A 17,400-nucleotide genomic window follows, 5' to 3' on the forward strand; every position below is an offset into this window, starting at 1 on the left:
ATCCCCGCTCGCCCGAGTTCCCCATGCGTTTTCCCCGTGCCTCCCTCCCTACGCTGACCCTGCGCGCCCGCCTCGTCCTCCGGATGGCCGGCACGATCCTGCTGCTGCTCGCCCTGTGGATCGTCGGAGGCCTTCAGCTCCGTGCCGCCGACGAGCGGCTGCGCTCCGTCGTCGCCGGCACGCTGGCGCCCGTGGCGGACGTCGGGCGTATCCAGAACGATTACAACGACCTGCTCGACGCGCTCGTCCATGCCACGCTGACACGGTTGCCGTCCTCGCTCGACGACGCGGTCACCGCCATCGGCAGCGACCGCAAGGACATCGGCAAGCAGTGGCGAGCGCTGGAGGCGAGCGGCCTCGGGAAGGAGCAGGCGAAGCTCGTGGCGCTTGCCGCGGCGCATCGCAAGGCCGCCGACGAGGCGGTGGATGCCGTGCTCGCATTGCTCAAGGCCGAACAGTACGACCTCGCGCAGCTCCAGCTGTCCAACGACGTGCAATCGGCCGTGGTGCCGCTGAAGAGCGATTTCTCCAACCTCTTCGCGCTGGCGCTGGATGGCGGCAAGGCCGCCGTCGAAGCGCAGCATCGCGACATCCAGCGCGGCGCGGTCTGGTCGTCGGTGTTGCTCGGTGTCGCGCTGTTGCTGGCGAGCGTCGTCGATATCGCCATCATCCTGTCGCTCGGCAGGCGCTTGCGGCAGGCCGCCAACGTCGCCGCGTCGATCGCGGATGGCCGGCTCGGCGAGCGCATCGATGCGGGCCGCGACGACGAGGTGGGCCGCCTGCTCGCCTCGCTCGCGCACATGGATTCGCAACTGGTGCGCGTGGTCTCGCACGTGCGCCACCGCGCCGTGCTCGTCGCGACCGCCGCCTCCGGCATCGAGCGTGGCAACGACGCGCTGCACGAGCGCACCCGTCAGCAGGCGACGCACGTGGATCGCACGACCCGGTCGATGCGGGACATGGCGAGCGCGGTCGCCTCGGGGCTGGGGCAGGCGGCACAGGCGAATGGCGCCGTCGGCGAGACCCGCGCGCTGACGGAAGAAGGGCGGGACATCGCCACCGCCGCCATCGACAACATGCACGCCATCCGGCGCACGAGCCAGCGCATGACCGACGTGCTCGACCTCGTGGACCAGGTGGCCTTCCAGACGAACCTGCTCGCGCTGAACGCGGCCGTGGAAGCGGCCCGGGCCGGCGAACACGGCCGCGGATTCGCGGTGGTGGCTTACGAGGTCCGCGAGCTGGCCCAGCGCTGCGCCGCCGCCGCGCGCGACATCCGTGGTCTGATTTCGGAAAGCGACGACGCCGTGCAGGCGGGCGCGGCCTCGGTGGACCGCGCGGCGGACGTCCTTTCGCAGATCGGTCAGCGGGTGGCGGGCCTCGAGACCATGGTGGCTTCGGTGATGGACGCCACGCGCGGTCAGCGTGACGGCATCGCCCGCGTCGGTGAAGCCATCGCCGGCATCGACGCCGCGGCGCGCGAGAACGCCGGGCTCGTCGACCAGGCGGCGGGTGCCAGCCGCGCGATGCGCGAGAGCGCCGAGACCCTGCGCTCGGAGATGGCGTACTTCTCGATGGCGGGCGACGCCGCCTGATCAGTCGCGATCGGGCGCGCCCAGCGGAAAGAACGAGCGGTAGGGCCTGGCTTCGTCCACGGCTCGTGCGAACGAAGGGCGCGCGAGCAGGCGCCGCCGATACGCGTGGACGTTGGCGAAACCCGCATCGATGCGGTGCGTCCAATCGGCGTAGAACAGGAACGGCGCGGCACCGCAGTCCGCGAGCGTGAACCGGTCCAGCGCGGCCCATTCGCGCCCTTCCATGTGCCGGTCGAGCCAGGCGTAGGCCGCGTCGAGCATCTCGCGGGCTTCGGCGGTGCCTCGCGCGTCGCGCTGGCCTTCGGGCCGTATCGCGTCGAACACGATGCGCTGCTGCGGCGTCGAGATGTAGTTGTCGAAGAAGCGATCCATCGCGCGCACCTCGAGCGCCGTCTTCGGGTCCTCGGGCACCATGCGCACCGGGCCCGGGTGGAACAGGTCGAGGTACTCGATGATGCAGCTCGCTTCCGGCACGGTGCGCTTCCCGTCGACCAGCACGGGAAACCGCTTCAGCGGCCAGAGGTCCGCGAATTCGGCATAGACGTCGGGGTGTTCCGGCGAGAGCATCTTCCACTCGAACGGCGTGGCGTTCTCGTAGAGCGCGATCAGCGCCTTCTGGCAATACGACGAAAACGGATGGGCGTAGAGTTTCAGGGTCATCGGAATTCCTTCTGGGCTTCCTGACACGTCGAACGGGGGGTGCCGGTTTCGACAGGGCGATGATCACACGCCTGGGTGCGGGACGCGCTGCGATCCAAATCGCGGCCGATCCATACTCGCGCGTGCGGACCCGCTGCCGTTACCCTCCGGCCCATCGGGGATAAGGAGTCGCCATGAAACGTCTGCTCATAAGCATCGCGCTGTCCGTCGCGCTGGCGTCGACCGCGCAGGCCGCCGTGCCCATCTGGGGCTCGCTGCAGTCGAGCCCGGCCGATACGCCGCCCTCGGCGCTGAAGCCGGGTCAGTGGATCTGGGGCGCTCGCGACAAGTCGCCGGGTCCGATGGCCGTCATCGTCAGCCTCACCGAGCAGCGCGCGTACGTGTATCGCAACGGCATCCTGATCGGTGTCACCACGGTCAGCACCGGCAAGAAAGGCCATGAAACGCCGACGGGCGTGTTCACGATCCTGCAGAAGGACAAGGACCACCACTCGAAGAAGTACGACAACGCGCCCATGCCGTATCAGGAGCGCCTGACGTGGGACGGCGTGGCGCTGCACGCGGGCGGCCTGCCCGGCTACCCCGAATCGCACGGCTGCGTGCACATGCCCACGGAGTTCGCGCGCGTGCTGTTCGACGCCACGAACATGGGCATGACCGTCGTCGTCGCGGAGGAGGGCACGGCCCCGGTATCTGTCGTGCACCCCAGCGCCGTGATCCCCATCGATCCGCGCAATGGCGCCGATCTCGCGCTCGAACCGCTCGCCGACGGTCAGCCCTATCGCTGGACGCCCGACGCGTCGCCGGTCGGACCGATCTCGATGGTGCTCAGCGTGGCCGACGGTCGCGTGATCGTGATGCGCAACGGCATCGAGATCGGCCGCAGCAGGGTGCAGGTCACCGACCCGCTCGTCGGCACGCATGCCTTCATCGTCGCGGCGGGTTACATGCCCGAGCACGATGGGCTGGCGATGCCCAACTGGATCACGATCGGCATCCCGGGCCACGGCGACGAGGCCGGCAAGGTCGTGACGCAGGCGCTGGTCGACCGCGTCGCCGTGCCGCGCGAGTTCATGGAAAAGGTCGTTCCGCTGCTCCGGCCCGGCTCCGTGCTCCTCGCCACCGACGAAAGCGTGGATTCGGGAACGACCGGCCCGAAGGTGCAGGTGATCGATTCGAACCCGCCGGGGGTCTGAGCGACGCGATCAGAAGCCGCTGTCCCCGACGGCTTCGGCGAGATACGAAACGAACGAGGAAATGCGCGCGGAAATCGCCGTGTTGCGGTAGTACACGGCGTTGATCGGCTGAAGCTGGTTCGCCCAGTGCTTCTCCAGCACGGGCACGAGTGCGCCACTTTCGCGATCGGTGCGCGTCATGAAATCGGACAGGCAGACGATGCCGTTGCCCGCGAGGGCGAGCCGGCGCAGCGTCTCGCCGCTGGACGAGCCGATGGTCGGCTTGATGTGGACGCTCTGCCCCTTGTCGTCGAGCACGGGCCAGTGATTCAGCGAATCCGGTTCCGTGAAGCCAAGGAGCGAGTGCTTCGCGAGGTCGGCGACCTTGCGCGGCGTGCCCGCCTTCGCGAGATAGCCGGGACTGGCCAGGCAACGCACGCGGCTCGTACCGATCGGTCGCGCATGCAGGGTGGAGTCCTTGAGCTTTCCGATGCGCAGCGCGACGTCCGTGCGCCGTTCCAGCAGATCGATGTAGCCCTCGGTCGAATGCAGTTCCAGCTCGACATCGGGGTACCGCTCCCGGTATCCCGCGATCAATGGGGCCACGACGTGAAGCATGAAGGGTGACGCGGCATCGATGCGGAGGCGCCCGGCGGGGCGGCTCCTTCGCGATGCCATCTGTTCCTCCGCGCCTTCGACCGCCGCGACGATCTCTCGTGCACGTTCGAGGAACGCCTCGCCTTCGTCGGTCAGCTCGAGCCGGCGCGTGGTGCGGCGGAGCAAGGTGGTGGACAGCTTCTGTTCGAGACGGCCCAGTGTGCGGCTCGCGGCGGACACCGTCTGATCGAGCTGCTGCGCTGCGCTGGTGATCGAGCCAGTGTCGACGACGGCGATGAAATTCTGGATCTCGTCGAGCGTGATGTTCATCGTTGCGCATGGCGGGGGTATTACCTGCTTATACGCGGCTTTTTCGGCAAGGGTAAGTCGTGCACGCGCCCGCTGGCCGCAAACGTGCAGAAGGGGTGAAAGCGTGACGCACGTCACATAAATTGGTGCTAGCGTAAATGGGCAACCGTCAGGGTCCGGCTGCCAACGCCCGACCTCCACGCCGCGTGGAGGCCGACACTCGTGCGAAGGAGCGCCAGGCCCATGGGAACGACGCGTGTGACGACTCAGGCTTCCGTGGTTCCGGCATGCCGGTACCGCGCCTTCGTCAGCTACAGCCACCGGGACGAGTCCTGGGCGCGCTGGCTGCACCGGGCGCTGGAAACCTACGCGATACCGCGCCGCCTGGTCGGGCGCGCGACGAGGTTCGGCCCCATACCGCGACGCCTCGCGCCGATCTTCCGCGACAGCGACGAGCTGGCGAGCACGAGCGACCTCAGCGCGGCGGTGAGCGAGGCGCTGACGCAATCGTCCAGCCTGATCGTGATCTGTTCGCCGGACGCCGCGGCGTCGCGTTGGGTGGACGAGGAAGTCCGCACGTTCCGCCGCCTGGGCCGCGGCGACCGCGTCTTTTGCCTGATCGTCGCGGGCGAACCGAACGCCAGCCTGATCGCGGGGCGGGAGAGTGAGGAATGTTTCGCGCCGGCCCTGCGCGAGCGCTGGGACGCGGACGGCGACGGCGCACCGGATAGCGTCGAGCCGATGGCCGCCGACGTGCGGCCTGGCAAGGACAGCAGGGCCGACGCGAAGTACCGCCTGGTCGCGGGCATGCTCGGCATCGAACTCGATGCGCTGAAACGACGCGACTACCAGCGCCGCGCCCGGCGCGCGGTGGTGCTGGCGTCGGCGGCGGCGGTGGTCATGGCCATCACCACGGCGCTGGCGGTACAGGCCTGGGTGGCGCGCAGCGCCGCGGAACGACGGCAGAAGGAGGCCGAGGATCTGGTCGCGTTCATGCTCGGCGACCTCAACGACAAGCTCGCCCAGGTCGCTCGCCTCGACGTGATGGCGGCGGTCGACGATCGCGCCATCCGTTACTTCCAGGCCCAGCCGCCCGACGAGGTCGGCGAGCGCGCGCTCGCGCAGCGCGTCACCGCACTGGAGAAGATTGGCAGCGTCCGCCTGGACCAGGGCCAGCTCGGCGATGCGCTCGCGTCTTACCGGATGGCGTTGCCGCTCGCGGCGCGACTGGCCGGCGGCAAGCCGACGGACCCGGAGAGCCAGCGCCTGTTCGCCGAGGTGCATGCGTTCATCGGCGTCGTGTACTGGCGGCAGGGTCGGCTGGACGAAGCGCAGCAAAGCTACGCGGCATCGCAGGCGGTGCTCCAGCGCGCACTCGAGCATGCCGCCGACGATCCGGCGTTGACGTTCCAGCTGGCGCTGGTGGACAACAACATCGGGCACGTCATGGAGATGCGCGGTCAGCTCGACGACGCCGACGTGCAATACCGTCGCATGCTGGTGCTGATGCGACGTCTCGTGGACACGCAGCCGGGCAATGGCGAATGGGCCGAATCGCTCGGCTCCGCCTACAACAACCTCGGCAAGCTCGCGCTCATGCGCGGCGACCTCGGCGACGCCATCGCCAAGTATTCGCTCGACGAGCGCCTGCAGGCGCGGCTGTCGAAGGCGGATCCGCGGAACATCGACCGCCGCGGCAACCTCATCACGGTGCAGGCGATCCTCGGGCGCACGCAGGCGCTGGCGGGCGACGTCGCCTCCGGCATGGAACGCCTGCAGCGCTCGGTCGACGAAGCCACGGAACTGGCGGCACTGGACCCGAGCAACACCGACCTGCAGGAACAGATCGCGCTGTACGGCACGCAGCTCGCGCGCCTGCGTCGTCTCTCCGGCGACCTTCTCGCCGCGGTGCGGCTGTCGACGAAGTCCGAGGCGATCTTCACGCAGCTCACGCGAAAGGACCCGACGAATACCGCGTGGCAACGGGAATACGCCGAAACCCTGACCGAGCGCGCCGCGCAGTCGCGCGCACTGGGCGACGTGGCGATCGCGCGTCAGCAGGCGCAGTCGGCCCTCCGCCTGCTGATGCCATTACGCGAGAAGCAGCCCGACGATCGTGCGACGGTGCTCGCGGTGGCGACCGCCCGCCTCGCGCAGGCGGCCGCGACGAACGACGCTGGCGCCGCGCACGCGTTGCGGGTGGACGCGTTCCGCGATACGGCGGCGGCGAAAAGCGGGAAGGACGATCCGCGCCTGCTCGCCCTGCGCGCCGAGGCGCTGCTCGGACTGGAGCGCAAGCAGGATGCCGCGCCGCTGATCGACCGTCTGCGCGCCGGGGGTTATCGCGACGTCGCACTGGTCGCCCTGCTTCGGGAGCACGGTGTCGACTACCCGCCGAACGAGGCCTTTCCACGCCAGCTCGCCACGGCGGACGCCGGAGGACTTGCGCGCTGACATGTTTCGATGACGGGCCGCATGCAGCGCGAGGTACTGGCCCGGGGAGCGCGACCGATGGGGCATGAGCATGCATGCCGCACCACGTATCGGATACCTGCCCACGCATACGGGAGACCATCATGGCCAAACTGCCCAGCGACAACCCGCACGACCGGCGCGCCGCGCCCGATGACGACGACGAGCCGAAGGGCGCGCACGAGCGCGCACCGGAAGACCCGGACGATCCGTTGCAGGCCGGCGTGACGAAGAACACCGGCGTGAAGAACAACTGACCGTGTCGCCTGCGGCGACCGGATCCGGTCGCCGCACGGGTCCCGCGCGCCAGCGCTACCGATGTCCCGTCTTCCCCGGATGCAACCATGATTCCACTGGTCGTCGGCGTCACCAGCCACCGCGATATCGCCGCGGGGGAGGTCGACGCCATCCGCACCCGCGTTCGCGAATTCTTCGCCCTCCTGCAGGCGGCGTTCCCGCAGCTGCCCATCGTCCTGCTGTCCTCGCTCGCCGAAGGGGGCGATCAGCTCGTCGCGCGCGAAGCGCTGGCCTGCGGCGCGCGCCTGATGGCGCCGCTGCCCCTGCCGCCCGATCTCTACCTCGACGACTTCGACGACGCGGCGGTGCGCGAAACGTTCCACGCGCTCTGCGGCGAGGCCGAGGTGGTACTGCTGCCGCGACTGATGGACAAGCCGCGGCACGCGATCGACGCGCCGGGCGAGGCGCGCGACCGCCAGTACGCGACCGCGGGCGTCTACATCGCAAGCCACTGCCATATCCTGCTCGCGCTGTGGGACGGCAACGACGCAGCGGGCCTCGGCGGCACGGCGCAGATCGTGGATTACCACCTCACCGGCACGCCGCCGGGTCTCATCGCGCGTCACGCGCATGCGCGGCACGTGCTGGGCGGAGGCAACGAAAGCCTGCTGTACCACGTCGTCTGTTCGCGTACCGATGGCGGCACCGCACCCGGCCTCCGGCCTTTGGATACCGGATGGCGCACGGGCGACGTACCGGCCCTGCAGGGCCGGATGCCCGACGACTTCCGCGACATGTTCGCGCGCATGGGCGAATTCAACGCGGAATGCGCGAGCCACGCGGCGCGCATCGGCGCGGCACCGCGCGAACGCCACGGCTCGCCCTGCGAGGCCACGGCGCGGATCGAGGACGTCTTCCACGCGGCCGACTGGCTCGCGCTGCACTTCCGCCAGCGTGTGCTGCTGGCGTTGCGGCTCACGTTCACCGTGGCCGCGCTCATGGGCATCGCATTCACGTTCTACGCGCACCTGCCGTCGAACAACGCGCTGATCTACCTTTTCCTCGTGCTCTTCGCCACGGGCGGCGCCACGGCGCTGATCGCGCATCGCCGTGGCTGGCACCGCAAATACCTGGACTATCGCGCGCTCGCCGAAGGTTTGCGCATCCAGTCGTACTGGCGACGCGCAGGCATCGTGACGGGGGCGGATCATGAATTCGCGCACGAGAATTTCCTGCAGAAGCAGAATCTCGAGCTGGGATGGATCCGTAACGTGATGCGGGCCGCGAGCCTGTACCCATCGACGCACCCGGTCGAGCCCGACGAGACATCGCTGCGCGAAGTCATCGCCGAATGGGTCGGCGAATCGGGAAAATCGGGCCAGTTGCATTACTATGAGCAGAAAACGGTCGAGCGCACGCGCCTGCACCGCATCACCACCGCCGTCGGCCGCGTCAGCCTCTGGGGCGGCATCGCGATCAGCGTCTTTCTCGCCCTTTTCGCCACCCGGTTGCACGAAGGCGCCAAGGTCACGCTCGTGACCGTGATGGCCGTGCTGTCGATCGTCGCCGCCGTGCGCGAGGCTTATGCGTATCGCAAGGCGGATCGCGAGCTGATCCGCCAGTACCACTTCATGCAGCGTATCTTCGCCACGGCGCGCGCGGCGCTGGACCGCACCACCGATCCGGCCCGGCAGCGCGCGATCCTGCACGCGCTGGGCGAAGCGGCGCTGACGGAACATGCGGAGTGGACGCTCATGCAGCGAGAGCGCCACGTCGAGCACAGCAAGCTGTGATGAAACGCTACCAGCTGCTTCTGGCGTATTCCGACTGCGCCAGCCACGCCTCGAATCCTGTCCGGGCGCGGCGCGCATCGTCGCCCGGCAGCAGGGTCCGGTCGTCCACGCGCGCGCCGAAGTAGGGGGCGTGCGGATCGGTGATCACTTCGCAGGGCGCTTCCATGCTGGTGACGAAGCGGCGGATCAGCTCCGACATGCGCTCGCGCTCGGGGCCGGAGATCTCCACCGTACCGTTCAGCGGACCCTCGACGGCCAGCTGCGCGATCAGGGCGGCGACGTCGTCCGCCGCGACCGGCTCGATGTACGCGGGCGCGAGCTGCACGATCTGGTCGCGCTCGGCCGAGACGATGATGGCGACGAGGAATTCGTAGAACTGCGTCGCGTGCACGATGCTGTATGGGATACCGGATTTCCGGATCTGCGCGTCCTGGTACCGCTTGCCGCGGAAATAGATGCTGTCGTCGATCCGCTCCGTGCCCACCACCGAAATGGCGATGTGGTGCGTGACGCCCACGAGGCGCTCGGCCTCGATCAGGTTGTCCGTCCCCTGACGGAAGAAATCGTAGGTTTCCTGTGTGGTGAACGACGTGGCGTTCGTCGCGTCGACGACCACGTCCGCACCGGCCATCACGTCGACGAGGCCTTCGCCGGTGACGATATCCACGCCCGTCGACCGCGAGGCCACGAGCACCTCGTGACCTTCGCTGCGCAACCGGTCCACCACGTGGCGTCCGACGACGCCCTTTCCACCCAGCACGACGATATTCATGACTTACCTCACGACCCGCCGAGCCACGACGCGACGTTACGGACATAGCGATGCGTGGCACGCAGCGCATCCGGATGCCGCGCCATGCGATCGCCCGGCGCTTCCGAGACGAACGACGGGCAACCCGCGCCGATATCCCAGTTGTAGTCGGCGAAATGGTGGAACGTGGACTGCGCGATCGCGCGGCCGCCGTCCGGCGAGCGTTCGAACGCCACCGCGAGGTTGAAGTCGCGACCCGTCGTGAGGCTTCGTCCACGCAGGATCACGCGGCTGGATGCGTCGCCCGGCGGGGCGCTGATCGCGCCCTCGTGAGGGTGCGACGGCAGGAACCGGATATGGCCGGTGGGCGATTCCGGGTCGTGCAGCACGGGGTGCGGCGTACCGACCACCTCGACGTCCTGGTAGTCGCCGTTCGCGCCGGAATGGTAATTCGGCCACGAGATCGCCGAGGTCTCGCGATCGTCGATGCAGTGACGCGACGTATCGGGGTCGAGGTTGTGCGTGTGGAAGTGATGCGCCGCCCCGACGCCGCCGAGCGTGCAGATGGAGCAACCGAGGTCCATGTGATCGCGCGTCACCAGCATCGCGCCGCCGTTGCGGCGGAACTGCGAGATGCCGTCGCAGTCGGCGGCCGTCAGGCCGTTGCCGACATCCACCGCGAATAACCACAGCTGGTCGAAGTCGGTCTCGTGCAGGTGCGACAGGATCTCGTCGTCCGCCGTCACCGCCCCGCGGTTGCGCGCGGTGACGCGATAGGCGGGATCGCCGTTCTCGTCGCGGATGCCTTCCAGCAGCGCCTTGAGATGACCGAAGCGACCGATGTGCCAGTCGTCTTCGTCGTGTTCGATGGTGGTCTGAAGCAGTAGGTTCTTCATGTCGTCCGTCTCGCCTGTGTCATGATGCTAACGCCGGAACCGTGGCTGTATTGGTGCATCCTGCGAAACACGGTGGCGTGCGTGGGTCACGCGGCGGTGGTTCCCGCGCGCCGGCTGAGATCGATGAATGCCTTCAGCGCACTCGACATCCACGCGTCTTCGCGATGGACGATCAGGGTCTCGACCGGTGTGATATCCGCGGGCAGCGCGTGCGTCCGTACATCCCACCGTCCCGACGCGTCCGCGACGACGGCCGCGGGCAGCATGGTCACGCCGACGCCCGCGGCGACGCAGCTGAGGATGGCGTCGAGGGATCCGAATTCGAGTGGCCGGGCGACCACGATACCGAGCCGAGCGAGGTACGCGTCCAGTCGCTGGCGATAGGAGCAGCCCGCCCGGAAGACGATGGTGCGCAGTTCCGGAATCTGCGCGAGGTCATCCGGCGAGGCGACGTCGCGGGAGGTCACCAGCACCATCTGCTCCGTGAAAACGTGATGCTGCGCAAGCTCAGGATGATCGAGCGGGCCGGCCACGAATGCCGCGTCGACACGCCCGTCGAGCACCTCGTCGACCAGTGCGGCCGTGGTGCCGGCCGTCAGCGTGAGCCGCACGGCGGGCCACGTGCGGGCGTATTCCGTGAGCAACGGCGACAGGCGTACCGCCGTCGTGGTTTCCAGTCCCCCCACCGCCAGATGACCCGACGGAGCCCCTTCATCGCGGGCGGCGACGGTGGCATCGGCGATCAGGCGGAGCATGCGTCCGGCGTACGGCAGGAACCGCTCGCCCGCGGGTGTCAGGGCGACGCCGCGCGCGTGGCGTCGCAACAGGGGCACACCCAGTTCCTCTTCCAGCAGGCGCATGCGCGCGGTCACGTTGGATTGCACGGTATGCAGCTCGACGGCGGCGCGGCTCATGCTGCCGAGGCGTGCGACGGCGTCGAAGACGCGTAACTCGTTGATGTTCATGCCTCGCAAGGTATCATGATAAATGATGCGATGCATCCATAACGATCAGTATCGAGGATGACTACAGCAGGGTAGCCTCCGGCTATCGCGCGTTCTCAGTCTTCCAAGCCATGGCGGTCCCGCGCCGTGTCAAATGGATTCCCGGCCTCGGGTGGACATCATCGAGGCGTAGTTGCCATCGGCGCCGCGGCGCCATTCGTCCGAGAGGTCGAGTGTCATGTCATGGTCTTCCCTGCTCGCATTGGCGATGGTGGCCAGCCCGGTCGCGCCGACGTCCGCCGGCTCCGCCGCGCTTCCGTCGACCACCACCACCACCACGTATCACCGCGTGGACGTCGACGGCACGGGCGTGTTCTATCGCGAAGCCGGACCGGCCGATGCGCCGACGATCGTGCTCCTGCACGGTTACCCGTCGTCGTCGCGCATGTACGACACGCTGATCCCGTTGCTCGCGACGCGCTATCACGTGGTGGCGCCCGATTACGTGGGCTTCGGCAACAGCGATGCGCCTGCGCCGACCACGTACACCTACACCTTCGATCACCTGGCCGGGACGACCAATGCCCTGCTGGAAAAGATCAAGGTGGATCGCTACGTGCTCTACATGCAGGATTACGGTGGCCCCGTGGGCTTTCGCATCATGGTGAAGCACCCCGAGCGCATCCGCGGCATCGTCGTGCAGAACGCCAATGCGTACAAGGAAGGGCTCGGCGCGAAATGGACGAACATCGCGAAGTACTGGGCCGACCGCGACGCGCATCCGGAACAGCTCGATGCGTTCGTGGGTTTCGAGGGCACGCGCCTCCGGCACATCGCCAACAGCCCGCATCCCGAACGTTACAACCCCGACACATGGGTCGACGAGTTCGCATTCCTCTCACGCCCCGGTCAGCGTGAGATCCAGGCGGAACTGCTCTACGACTACCGTACCAACGTCGCGTCGTATGCGGCCTGGCAGCAGTGGATGCGCGAGCACAAGCCGAAGGCGCTGATCCTCTGGGGACGTTACGACCCATCGTTCATCGCGCCGGGCGGCGAAGCCTATCGGCGCGACCTGCCCGAGGCCGAGATCCACATGCTGGACGCGGGCCACTTCGCGCTCGACGAGGCGAACGACGAGATCGCGAAGCGGGTCCTCGATTTCATGCAGCGGCTGACGCCGTGAGCGACGTCAGTCCAGCGACGCCGCCGGGCCGAAGAACTCGTACTTCGCGCGCGCGTCCGGCACGCCGAGTTCGCGCAGCACGTTGCGCACCGTCTTCATGAACGGCTTCGGCCCGAGGAAGTACGCATCCATGTCGTGTGCCGCGGGGAGCCACGACGCCAGCGTATCCCGGTCGAGGAAGCCGGTCGCGTCCGGTGCGACATCGCCGTCGCGCGGGTGCTCGTAGCAATAGCGGCGCGTGAGCTGCGGGTGTTTTTCGGCCAGTGCGTCGATGGTGTCGCGGAAGGCGTGCACGCCACCGTGGCGCGCGGCGTGGATGAAGACGATCGGCCGGCCGCTCGGCAGCGCGCGTTCGAGCATCGCCAGGGTGGGCGTGATGCCGACACCGCCGCTGATCAGCACGAGCGGCCGCTCGCTCTCTTCGAGCACGAACTGACCCGATGGCGGGAACAGCTCCACCACGTCGCCCACATGCACCGCATCATGCAGATGGTTCGACACCGCGCCGCCGGGCAGGCGCTTCACGCTGATGCGATAGCCCTTGCCGTCCGCGGCCGCGGAAAGTGAATAGTTGCGCCGCGCATCCACGCCGTCGACGATCAGGCGGATGCCGATGTACTGGCCCGCCGCATGGGCGTATACGGGACCGCCATCGACCGGTTCGAAGTGGAACGACGTGATCTCGTCGCTCTCGCGCACCTTGTCCACCACGCGGAACGCCCGCCCGTCGCGCCAGCCGCCTTCGGCCCCGGCGACGGTGTCGTAGGCGGTTTTTTCCGCACCGGCGAGGATGCCGGCAAGCTGGCCATACGCCGCGCCCCAGGCGTCGATGACCTCGTCGGTGGCGATCTCGGGCCCGAGCACCTCGCGGATGGCACGCAGCAGGCAGGCGCCGACGATCGGGTAATGCTCCGCGCGGATACGCAGGGAGACGTGCTTGTTCACGATCATCTCGACCATGTTGCCCAGGGCTTCGAGGCGGTCGATGTGCTTCGCGTACATCAACACGCCATTGGCCAGCGCCCGGGGCTGGTCGCCGGTGACCTGGTTGGCCTGGTTGAAGTAGGGGCGGACTTCGGGGTGCTCGCTCAGCAGGATGCCGTAGAAGTGGGTGGTCAGGGCCTCGCCGCCGGCTTCGAGCAGCGGGACGGTGGCGCGGACGATGGCACGATGTTCGGTAGAGAGCATGGCTGGCCTTCTTTTGACGTGTGAGGAATGGCTTTCCTGATCCAAGGACCGTGCCAGCCGATGAAGTCCATGCCGATCAATCGGTTGCACCGATGCCGTGTCGATTCGACCCGCCTTGCGTCCGTGTCGTTCCGACCCGATATCGAGTCGCGATGACTACCGCGACCACGCCGCTCGATTCCCTGCTTCCCCTCGTGGACGATCTCGCGCGCGAGCTGCCCGAGAGCGAGCGCTACCGGCGCCTGCTCGGCGCCCTGCGTTCGCTGGTGCCGTGCGACGCCAGCGCATTGCTTCGCCTCGACGGGGACGAGCTCGTGCCACTGGCCGTCGACGGCCTGAGCGACGACACGCTCGGCCGGCGTTTCCGCGTGGCCGACCACCCGCGCTTCGCGGCGTTGCTGGCGCATCCGGAGCCCACGCTGTTCCCCGCCGACAGTCCGCTGCCCGATCCGTACGACGGACTGGTCGCGGCCGCGCCCCGGCTCGACGTCCACGACTGCATGGGCTGCCCGCTTCACGTGGATGGGAAGCCCTGGGGGCTGCTGACGCTGGATGCGTTGCACGCCGGCAGTTTCGAGGCTGGCGATCTCGCGACGTTGCGCGCGTTCGCCAGCCTCGCCGCGGCGACGGTCACCGCGGCGGAGCGCATGCATGGACTCGAACGCGCCGCGGAACGCGAACGCTCGCGTGCCGAGAGCTTCCGTCTGGCCGCCGGGCAGACCGCATCGCGATCGCTCGTCGGACGCAGCCCGGCGATGCGGCGGTTGCACGACGACATCGCCACGGTCGCGCACAGCGACCTCACCGTGCTGATCCGCGGCGAGACCGGCTCGGGCAAGGAGCTCGTGGCACAGGCGATCCACGCGGCGTCGGCACGAGGCGACCGTCCGTTGATCGCAGTGAACTGCGCGGCGCTTCCCGACATGCTGCTGGAGAGCGAACTCTTCGGGCACGTGCGCGGCGCGTTCTCGGGCGCCACGAGCGATCGCCGCGGCAAGTTCGAACTCGCCGACCACGGGACGCTCTTTCTCGACGAAGTCGCCGACCTTTCGCTCGCCGCGCAGGCGGCGCTGTTGCGAGTGATGCAGAGCGGCCACCTGCAACGCGTCGGCTCCGATCGCGACCATCGCGTCGACGTGCGCATCATCGCCGCGAGCAACCGCGACCTCGCCGACGAAGTGCGCGCCGGCCGCTGCCGCGCCGACTTCTACCACCGTATCAGCGTGTACCCCATCGAAGTGCCCGCCCTGCGCGATCGCGGCAATGACGTGCTGATCGTCGCCGGCACGTTCCTCGAAGAGAATCGCGCGCGCCTCGGGCTGTCCGGGCTGCGTCTGGCACCGGAAAGCCAGGCCGCGCTGCTCGCGTGGCGGTGGCCCGGCAACGTGCGCGAACTCGAGCACACGATCGGTCGCGCGGCACTGAAAGCCCTCGCGCGCAGCGGCCGGGGATCGCGTGCGCTCACCATCGAGGCGGCCGACCTCGACCTCGCCGAGGTCGCGCAGCCACAGCCCGCGACCGTCGCGCCGATGCCCGATGCGCCGGGACTGCCCCTGCGTGCCTCGGTCGATGCATACGAGCGCCGACTGATCGACGACGCGCTTCGTCGCCACCGGCAGAGTTGGGCCGCGGCGGCACGCGAGCTCGGCGTCGACCGCGCCAACCTGCGTCGCTCGGCGCTGCGACTCGGACTCATCGACGGGCCTTCGCGCGGCTGACGTCCCGCATTGGTGCGCGGGCAGCATCAATAGGGGGGTGTAAAGCCCTCGATTGGAGCGTGCCGGGCACGACCGTGCGGCATGCGGGAATCGGACTAGCAGCGCGCCCTCGCCATCGTTTAGATTGCCGTGCGGGCAGCACACACAACGCTTTGGGGGAAACATGCGAAAGGTCCTATCCACGAACGCGATGCGTCGCGTGGCACTCGTCGCCGCCGTCGCGACCGGCGCCGCGGTCTGCGCGCCGATCCACGCTCAGGCCACGGCCGGCACCATCGGCGGCCATGGTCCGGCCGGCGCGAAGGTCACGGCCGAGAGTTCCACCGGCGCGCATCGCGACGCAACGATCGACAAGAAGGGTCGTTATCGCCTCTCGGGCCTGACGATGGGCACGTACTCCGTCACGCTCGAGAAAGACGGCAAGGTCGTCGACACGCGGAAGAACATCCCGCTGCAGGTCGGCGGCAACCGCCAGGTCGACTTCGCCTGCGAAAACGACCAGTGCGAGGCGGGCGGCTGATCGCTCACGCCGCATCGATGCCCTCGGCGGCAGGATGAAATCCATCGTGTGGATGAAGGCCAGCCCATGGGCGGTAAGACGTTCGATGTCGATGTAGTCATCGTCGGTGGCGGTGCCGCTGGCGTGGGCGCCGCACGGAGCCTCTCGGGGGAGGGGCTTTCCGTGTGGTTGCTGGAAGCATCGCAACGCATCGGCGGCCGCGGATGGACGCAGTCCGTCGACGGTTTGCCGCTCGACATGGGTTGCGGTTGGTTGCACACGGCAGACCGCAACGCATGGCGCCAGATCGCCGAAGACCTGGGCTGGGACATCGATCGCCGGCCCGCGGCCTGGGACAAGCATCAGCCGCACCCATCGTTCTCCGAAGCCGAGCAGGCCGAGGCGCATGCCGCGTTCGCCGCGTGGCACGACGCGCTCATGGGTGCGCCGCCTGCATCGGATCGCGCCTCGGACGCCTTGCCGGAGGGTGGACGCTGGAACGGTTACCTGCAGGCGATGAGCGGTTACATCAGCGGCGCGCCCCTCGAACGCATCTCTGCCGCCGACTACATCGCTTACGAGCGGGCGGCGAGTCAGAACAACTGGCGGCTGCGGCGTGGCTACGGGACGCTGATCGCCGCGAACCTGCCCGTCGATACCGTCTGCCGGCTGGCGACACCCGTCGAGCGCATCGACACGGACGGGACCTCCGTAACGATCGCCACACCGTCCGGCGACCTTCGTTGTCGCGCGGCGATCGTCACCGTCTCGACCAACGTGCTCGCGAGCGACGCCATTCGCATTCCCGCCGCGCTCGACGACCACCGGCATGCGGCATCCCAGCTGCCACTCGGGTGCGACGAGAAACTCTTTTTCCGCATCGACGGCGACGTGGACCTGCCCGCGGAGCGCGCGCTGATCGCGGATCCGCACGATGCCGACAGCCCGGTGTTCTATCTGCGGCCGCTGGATCGCCCCGTCATCGAAACCTTTCTCGGTGGACGCAGTGCGTGGCGCGTCTCCGCCGAGGGCGTGGCCGTCGCGTTCGACGGATTGCTCGACGAACTGCAACGGCTCCTCGGCAGCGACGTCCGCCGACACCTGCGCCCGCTCGCCGCGTCGTCATGGAGTGCGAACACGTATGTACGTGGCTCGTACAGCCACGCGTTGCCGACGTTCGCGGCGCAACGTGGTGTGCTGGCCGCGCCGTTCGAAGAAAAGCTCTTCTTCGCCGGCGAGGCGACGCACGTCGATGCCTTCTCGACCGCGCACGGTGCGCTCGAAAGCGGGACGCGTGCCGCCGCCGAACTGCTGGCGACGTTCTCAGGGCAGCGCGGACGTCGATAAGGACGCGCTCATGGCCGAGTGCCCCGCCTGACG

The 17,400-nt window shown here is 68.4% G+C and carries 15 protein-coding genes; 9 read left to right on the forward strand and 6 right to left on the reverse strand.

Annotated elements, in window-relative coordinates; genetic code table 11:
- Window positions 1–23: 23 nt before the first annotated feature.
- Window positions 24–1,595 carry a methyl-accepting chemotaxis protein gene (locus tag BMX32_RS08025; protein WP_089976633.1) on the forward strand — a complete coding sequence of 524 codons (1,572 nt, stop codon included), beginning with the start codon at window positions 24–26 and terminating at the stop codon, window positions 1,593–1,595.
- Here BMX32_RS08025 and BMX32_RS08030 read toward each other — a convergent pair whose 3' ends face one another.
- Entirely contained in the window at window positions 1,596–2,255 is a 660-nt protein-coding gene (locus BMX32_RS08030; RefSeq protein WP_089976635.1) for a glutathione S-transferase family protein, read from the reverse strand.
- Window positions 2,256–2,428: 173 nt separating this feature from the next.
- Between BMX32_RS08030 and BMX32_RS08035 the strand changes: the two genes are divergently transcribed.
- Window positions 2,429–3,451, forward strand: a complete 1,023-nt coding sequence (locus tag BMX32_RS08035) for a L,D-transpeptidase (RefSeq protein WP_089976638.1) — start codon at window positions 2,429–2,431, stop codon at window positions 3,449–3,451.
- A gap of 9 nt (window positions 3,452–3,460) precedes the next feature.
- Here the strand turns inward: BMX32_RS08035 and BMX32_RS08040 are convergent, their stop codons facing one another.
- Window positions 3,461–4,357 carry a LysR family transcriptional regulator gene (locus BMX32_RS08040; protein WP_089976641.1) on the reverse strand — a complete coding sequence of 299 codons (897 nt, stop codon included), beginning with the start codon at window positions 4,355–4,357 and terminating at the stop codon, window positions 3,461–3,463.
- Window positions 4,358–4,579: 222 nt separating this feature from the next.
- Here BMX32_RS08040 and BMX32_RS08045 point away from each other — a divergent pair, with 222 nt between their 5' ends.
- The 3 genes from BMX32_RS08045 to BMX32_RS08050 all read left to right on the forward strand — a co-directional run bounded on the left by BMX32_RS08045 (window position 4,580) and on the right by BMX32_RS08050 (window position 8,838).
- Window positions 4,580–6,790: a toll/interleukin-1 receptor domain-containing protein gene (locus BMX32_RS08045; protein ID WP_089976644.1), complete on the forward strand. Its 2,211-nt coding sequence runs from the start codon at window positions 4,580–4,582 to the stop codon at window positions 6,788–6,790.
- Window positions 6,791–6,912: 122 nt separating this feature from the next.
- Window positions 6,913–7,065, forward strand: coding sequence for a hypothetical protein (locus tag BMX32_RS18635; RefSeq protein ID WP_170843592.1), 153 nt, complete (start codon window positions 6,913–6,915; stop codon window positions 7,063–7,065).
- Window positions 7,066–7,152: 87 nt separating this feature from the next.
- Window positions 7,153–8,838: a hypothetical protein gene (locus tag BMX32_RS08050; RefSeq protein WP_089976647.1), complete on the forward strand. Its 1,686-nt coding sequence runs from the start codon at window positions 7,153–7,155 to the stop codon at window positions 8,836–8,838.
- 7 nt (window positions 8,839–8,845) lie between these two features.
- On the opposite strand, the gene BMX32_RS08055 is transcribed toward BMX32_RS08050, so the two are convergent.
- The 3 genes from BMX32_RS08055 to BMX32_RS08065 all read right to left on the reverse strand — a co-directional run bounded on the left by BMX32_RS08055 (window position 8,846) and on the right by BMX32_RS08065 (window position 11,450).
- The gene (locus tag BMX32_RS08055) at window positions 8,846–9,610 is read right to left on the reverse strand and encodes an SDR family oxidoreductase (RefSeq protein WP_089976650.1); all 765 of its coding nucleotides are present in this window, start codon (window positions 9,608–9,610) and stop codon (window positions 8,846–8,848) included.
- An 8-nt stretch (window positions 9,611–9,618) separates the two neighbouring features.
- Window positions 9,619–10,485, reverse strand: coding sequence for a hypothetical protein (locus tag BMX32_RS08060; RefSeq protein WP_089976652.1), 867 nt, complete (start codon window positions 10,483–10,485; stop codon window positions 9,619–9,621).
- A gap of 86 nt (window positions 10,486–10,571) precedes the next feature.
- Complete coding sequence (locus BMX32_RS08065) at window positions 10,572–11,450, reverse strand: LysR family transcriptional regulator (protein ID WP_089976653.1); 879 nt, start codon at window positions 11,448–11,450, stop codon at window positions 10,572–10,574.
- A gap of 217 nt (window positions 11,451–11,667) precedes the next feature.
- Between BMX32_RS08065 and BMX32_RS08070 the strand changes: the two genes are divergently transcribed.
- Window positions 11,668–12,615, forward strand: a complete 948-nt coding sequence (locus BMX32_RS08070; RefSeq protein ID WP_089976655.1) for an alpha/beta fold hydrolase — start codon at window positions 11,668–11,670, stop codon at window positions 12,613–12,615.
- A 6-nt stretch (window positions 12,616–12,621) separates the two neighbouring features.
- Here the strand turns inward: BMX32_RS08070 and hmpA are convergent, their stop codons facing one another.
- Entirely contained in the window at window positions 12,622–13,803 is a 1,182-nt protein-coding gene (gene hmpA, locus BMX32_RS08075; protein WP_089976658.1) for an NO-inducible flavohemoprotein, read from the reverse strand.
- Between the two features lie 152 nt (window positions 13,804–13,955).
- Here hmpA and norR point away from each other — a divergent pair, with 152 nt between their 5' ends.
- From norR to BMX32_RS08090, 3 genes are all read left to right on the forward strand, one after another.
- Window positions 13,956–15,521: a nitric oxide reductase transcriptional regulator NorR gene (gene norR, locus BMX32_RS08080; protein ID WP_089976662.1), complete on the forward strand. Its 1,566-nt coding sequence runs from the start codon at window positions 13,956–13,958 to the stop codon at window positions 15,519–15,521.
- Window positions 15,522–15,684: 163 nt separating this feature from the next.
- Complete coding sequence (locus tag BMX32_RS08085) at window positions 15,685–16,041, forward strand: carboxypeptidase-like regulatory domain-containing protein (protein WP_089976665.1); 357 nt, start codon at window positions 15,685–15,687, stop codon at window positions 16,039–16,041.
- A 66-nt stretch (window positions 16,042–16,107) separates the two neighbouring features.
- Window positions 16,108–17,367, forward strand: a complete 1,260-nt coding sequence (locus BMX32_RS08090; protein ID WP_089976668.1) for a flavin monoamine oxidase family protein — start codon at window positions 16,108–16,110, stop codon at window positions 17,365–17,367.
- Window positions 17,368–17,400 lie beyond the last annotated feature (33 nt).

This window comes from Luteibacter sp. UNCMF331Sha3.1 (genome assembly GCF_900109915.1).
GTDB lineage: Bacteria > Pseudomonadota > Gammaproteobacteria > Xanthomonadales > Rhodanobacteraceae > Luteibacter.

What these genes read in the sequence shown, in the direction of transcription:
- BMX32_RS08025 (WP_089976633.1), top strand. Translation starts at nt 24, where the DNA reads ATGCGTTTTCCCCGTGCCTCCCTCCCTACGCTGACCCTGCGCGCCCGC.
- BMX32_RS08030 (WP_089976635.1), bottom strand. Translation starts at nt 2,255, where the DNA reads ATGACCCTGAAACTCTACGCCCATCCGTTTTCGTCGTATTGCCAGAAG.
- BMX32_RS08035 (WP_089976638.1), top strand. Translation starts at nt 2,429, where the DNA reads ATGAAACGTCTGCTCATAAGCATCGCGCTGTCCGTCGCGCTGGCGTCG.
- BMX32_RS08040 (WP_089976641.1), bottom strand. Translation starts at nt 4,357, where the DNA reads ATGAACATCACGCTCGACGAGATCCAGAATTTCATCGCCGTCGTCGAC.
- BMX32_RS08045 (WP_089976644.1), top strand. Translation starts at nt 4,580, where the DNA reads ATGGGAACGACGCGTGTGACGACTCAGGCTTCCGTGGTTCCGGCATGC.
- BMX32_RS18635 (WP_170843592.1), top strand. Translation starts at nt 6,913, where the DNA reads ATGGCCAAACTGCCCAGCGACAACCCGCACGACCGGCGCGCCGCGCCC.
- BMX32_RS08050 (WP_089976647.1), top strand. Translation starts at nt 7,153, where the DNA reads ATGATTCCACTGGTCGTCGGCGTCACCAGCCACCGCGATATCGCCGCG.
- BMX32_RS08055 (WP_089976650.1), bottom strand. Translation starts at nt 9,610, where the DNA reads ATGAATATCGTCGTGCTGGGTGGAAAGGGCGTCGTCGGACGCCACGTG.
- BMX32_RS08060 (WP_089976652.1), bottom strand. Translation starts at nt 10,485, where the DNA reads ATGAAGAACCTACTGCTTCAGACCACCATCGAACACGACGAAGACGAC.
- BMX32_RS08065 (WP_089976653.1), bottom strand. Translation starts at nt 11,450, where the DNA reads ATGAACATCAACGAGTTACGCGTCTTCGACGCCGTCGCACGCCTCGGC.
- BMX32_RS08070 (WP_089976655.1), top strand. Translation starts at nt 11,668, where the DNA reads ATGTCATGGTCTTCCCTGCTCGCATTGGCGATGGTGGCCAGCCCGGTC.
- hmpA (WP_089976658.1), bottom strand. Translation starts at nt 13,803, where the DNA reads ATGCTCTCTACCGAACATCGTGCCATCGTCCGCGCCACCGTCCCGCTG.
- norR (WP_089976662.1), top strand. Translation starts at nt 13,956, where the DNA reads ATGACTACCGCGACCACGCCGCTCGATTCCCTGCTTCCCCTCGTGGAC.
- BMX32_RS08085 (WP_089976665.1), top strand. Translation starts at nt 15,685, where the DNA reads ATGCGAAAGGTCCTATCCACGAACGCGATGCGTCGCGTGGCACTCGTC.
- BMX32_RS08090 (WP_089976668.1), top strand. Translation starts at nt 16,108, where the DNA reads ATGGGCGGTAAGACGTTCGATGTCGATGTAGTCATCGTCGGTGGCGGT.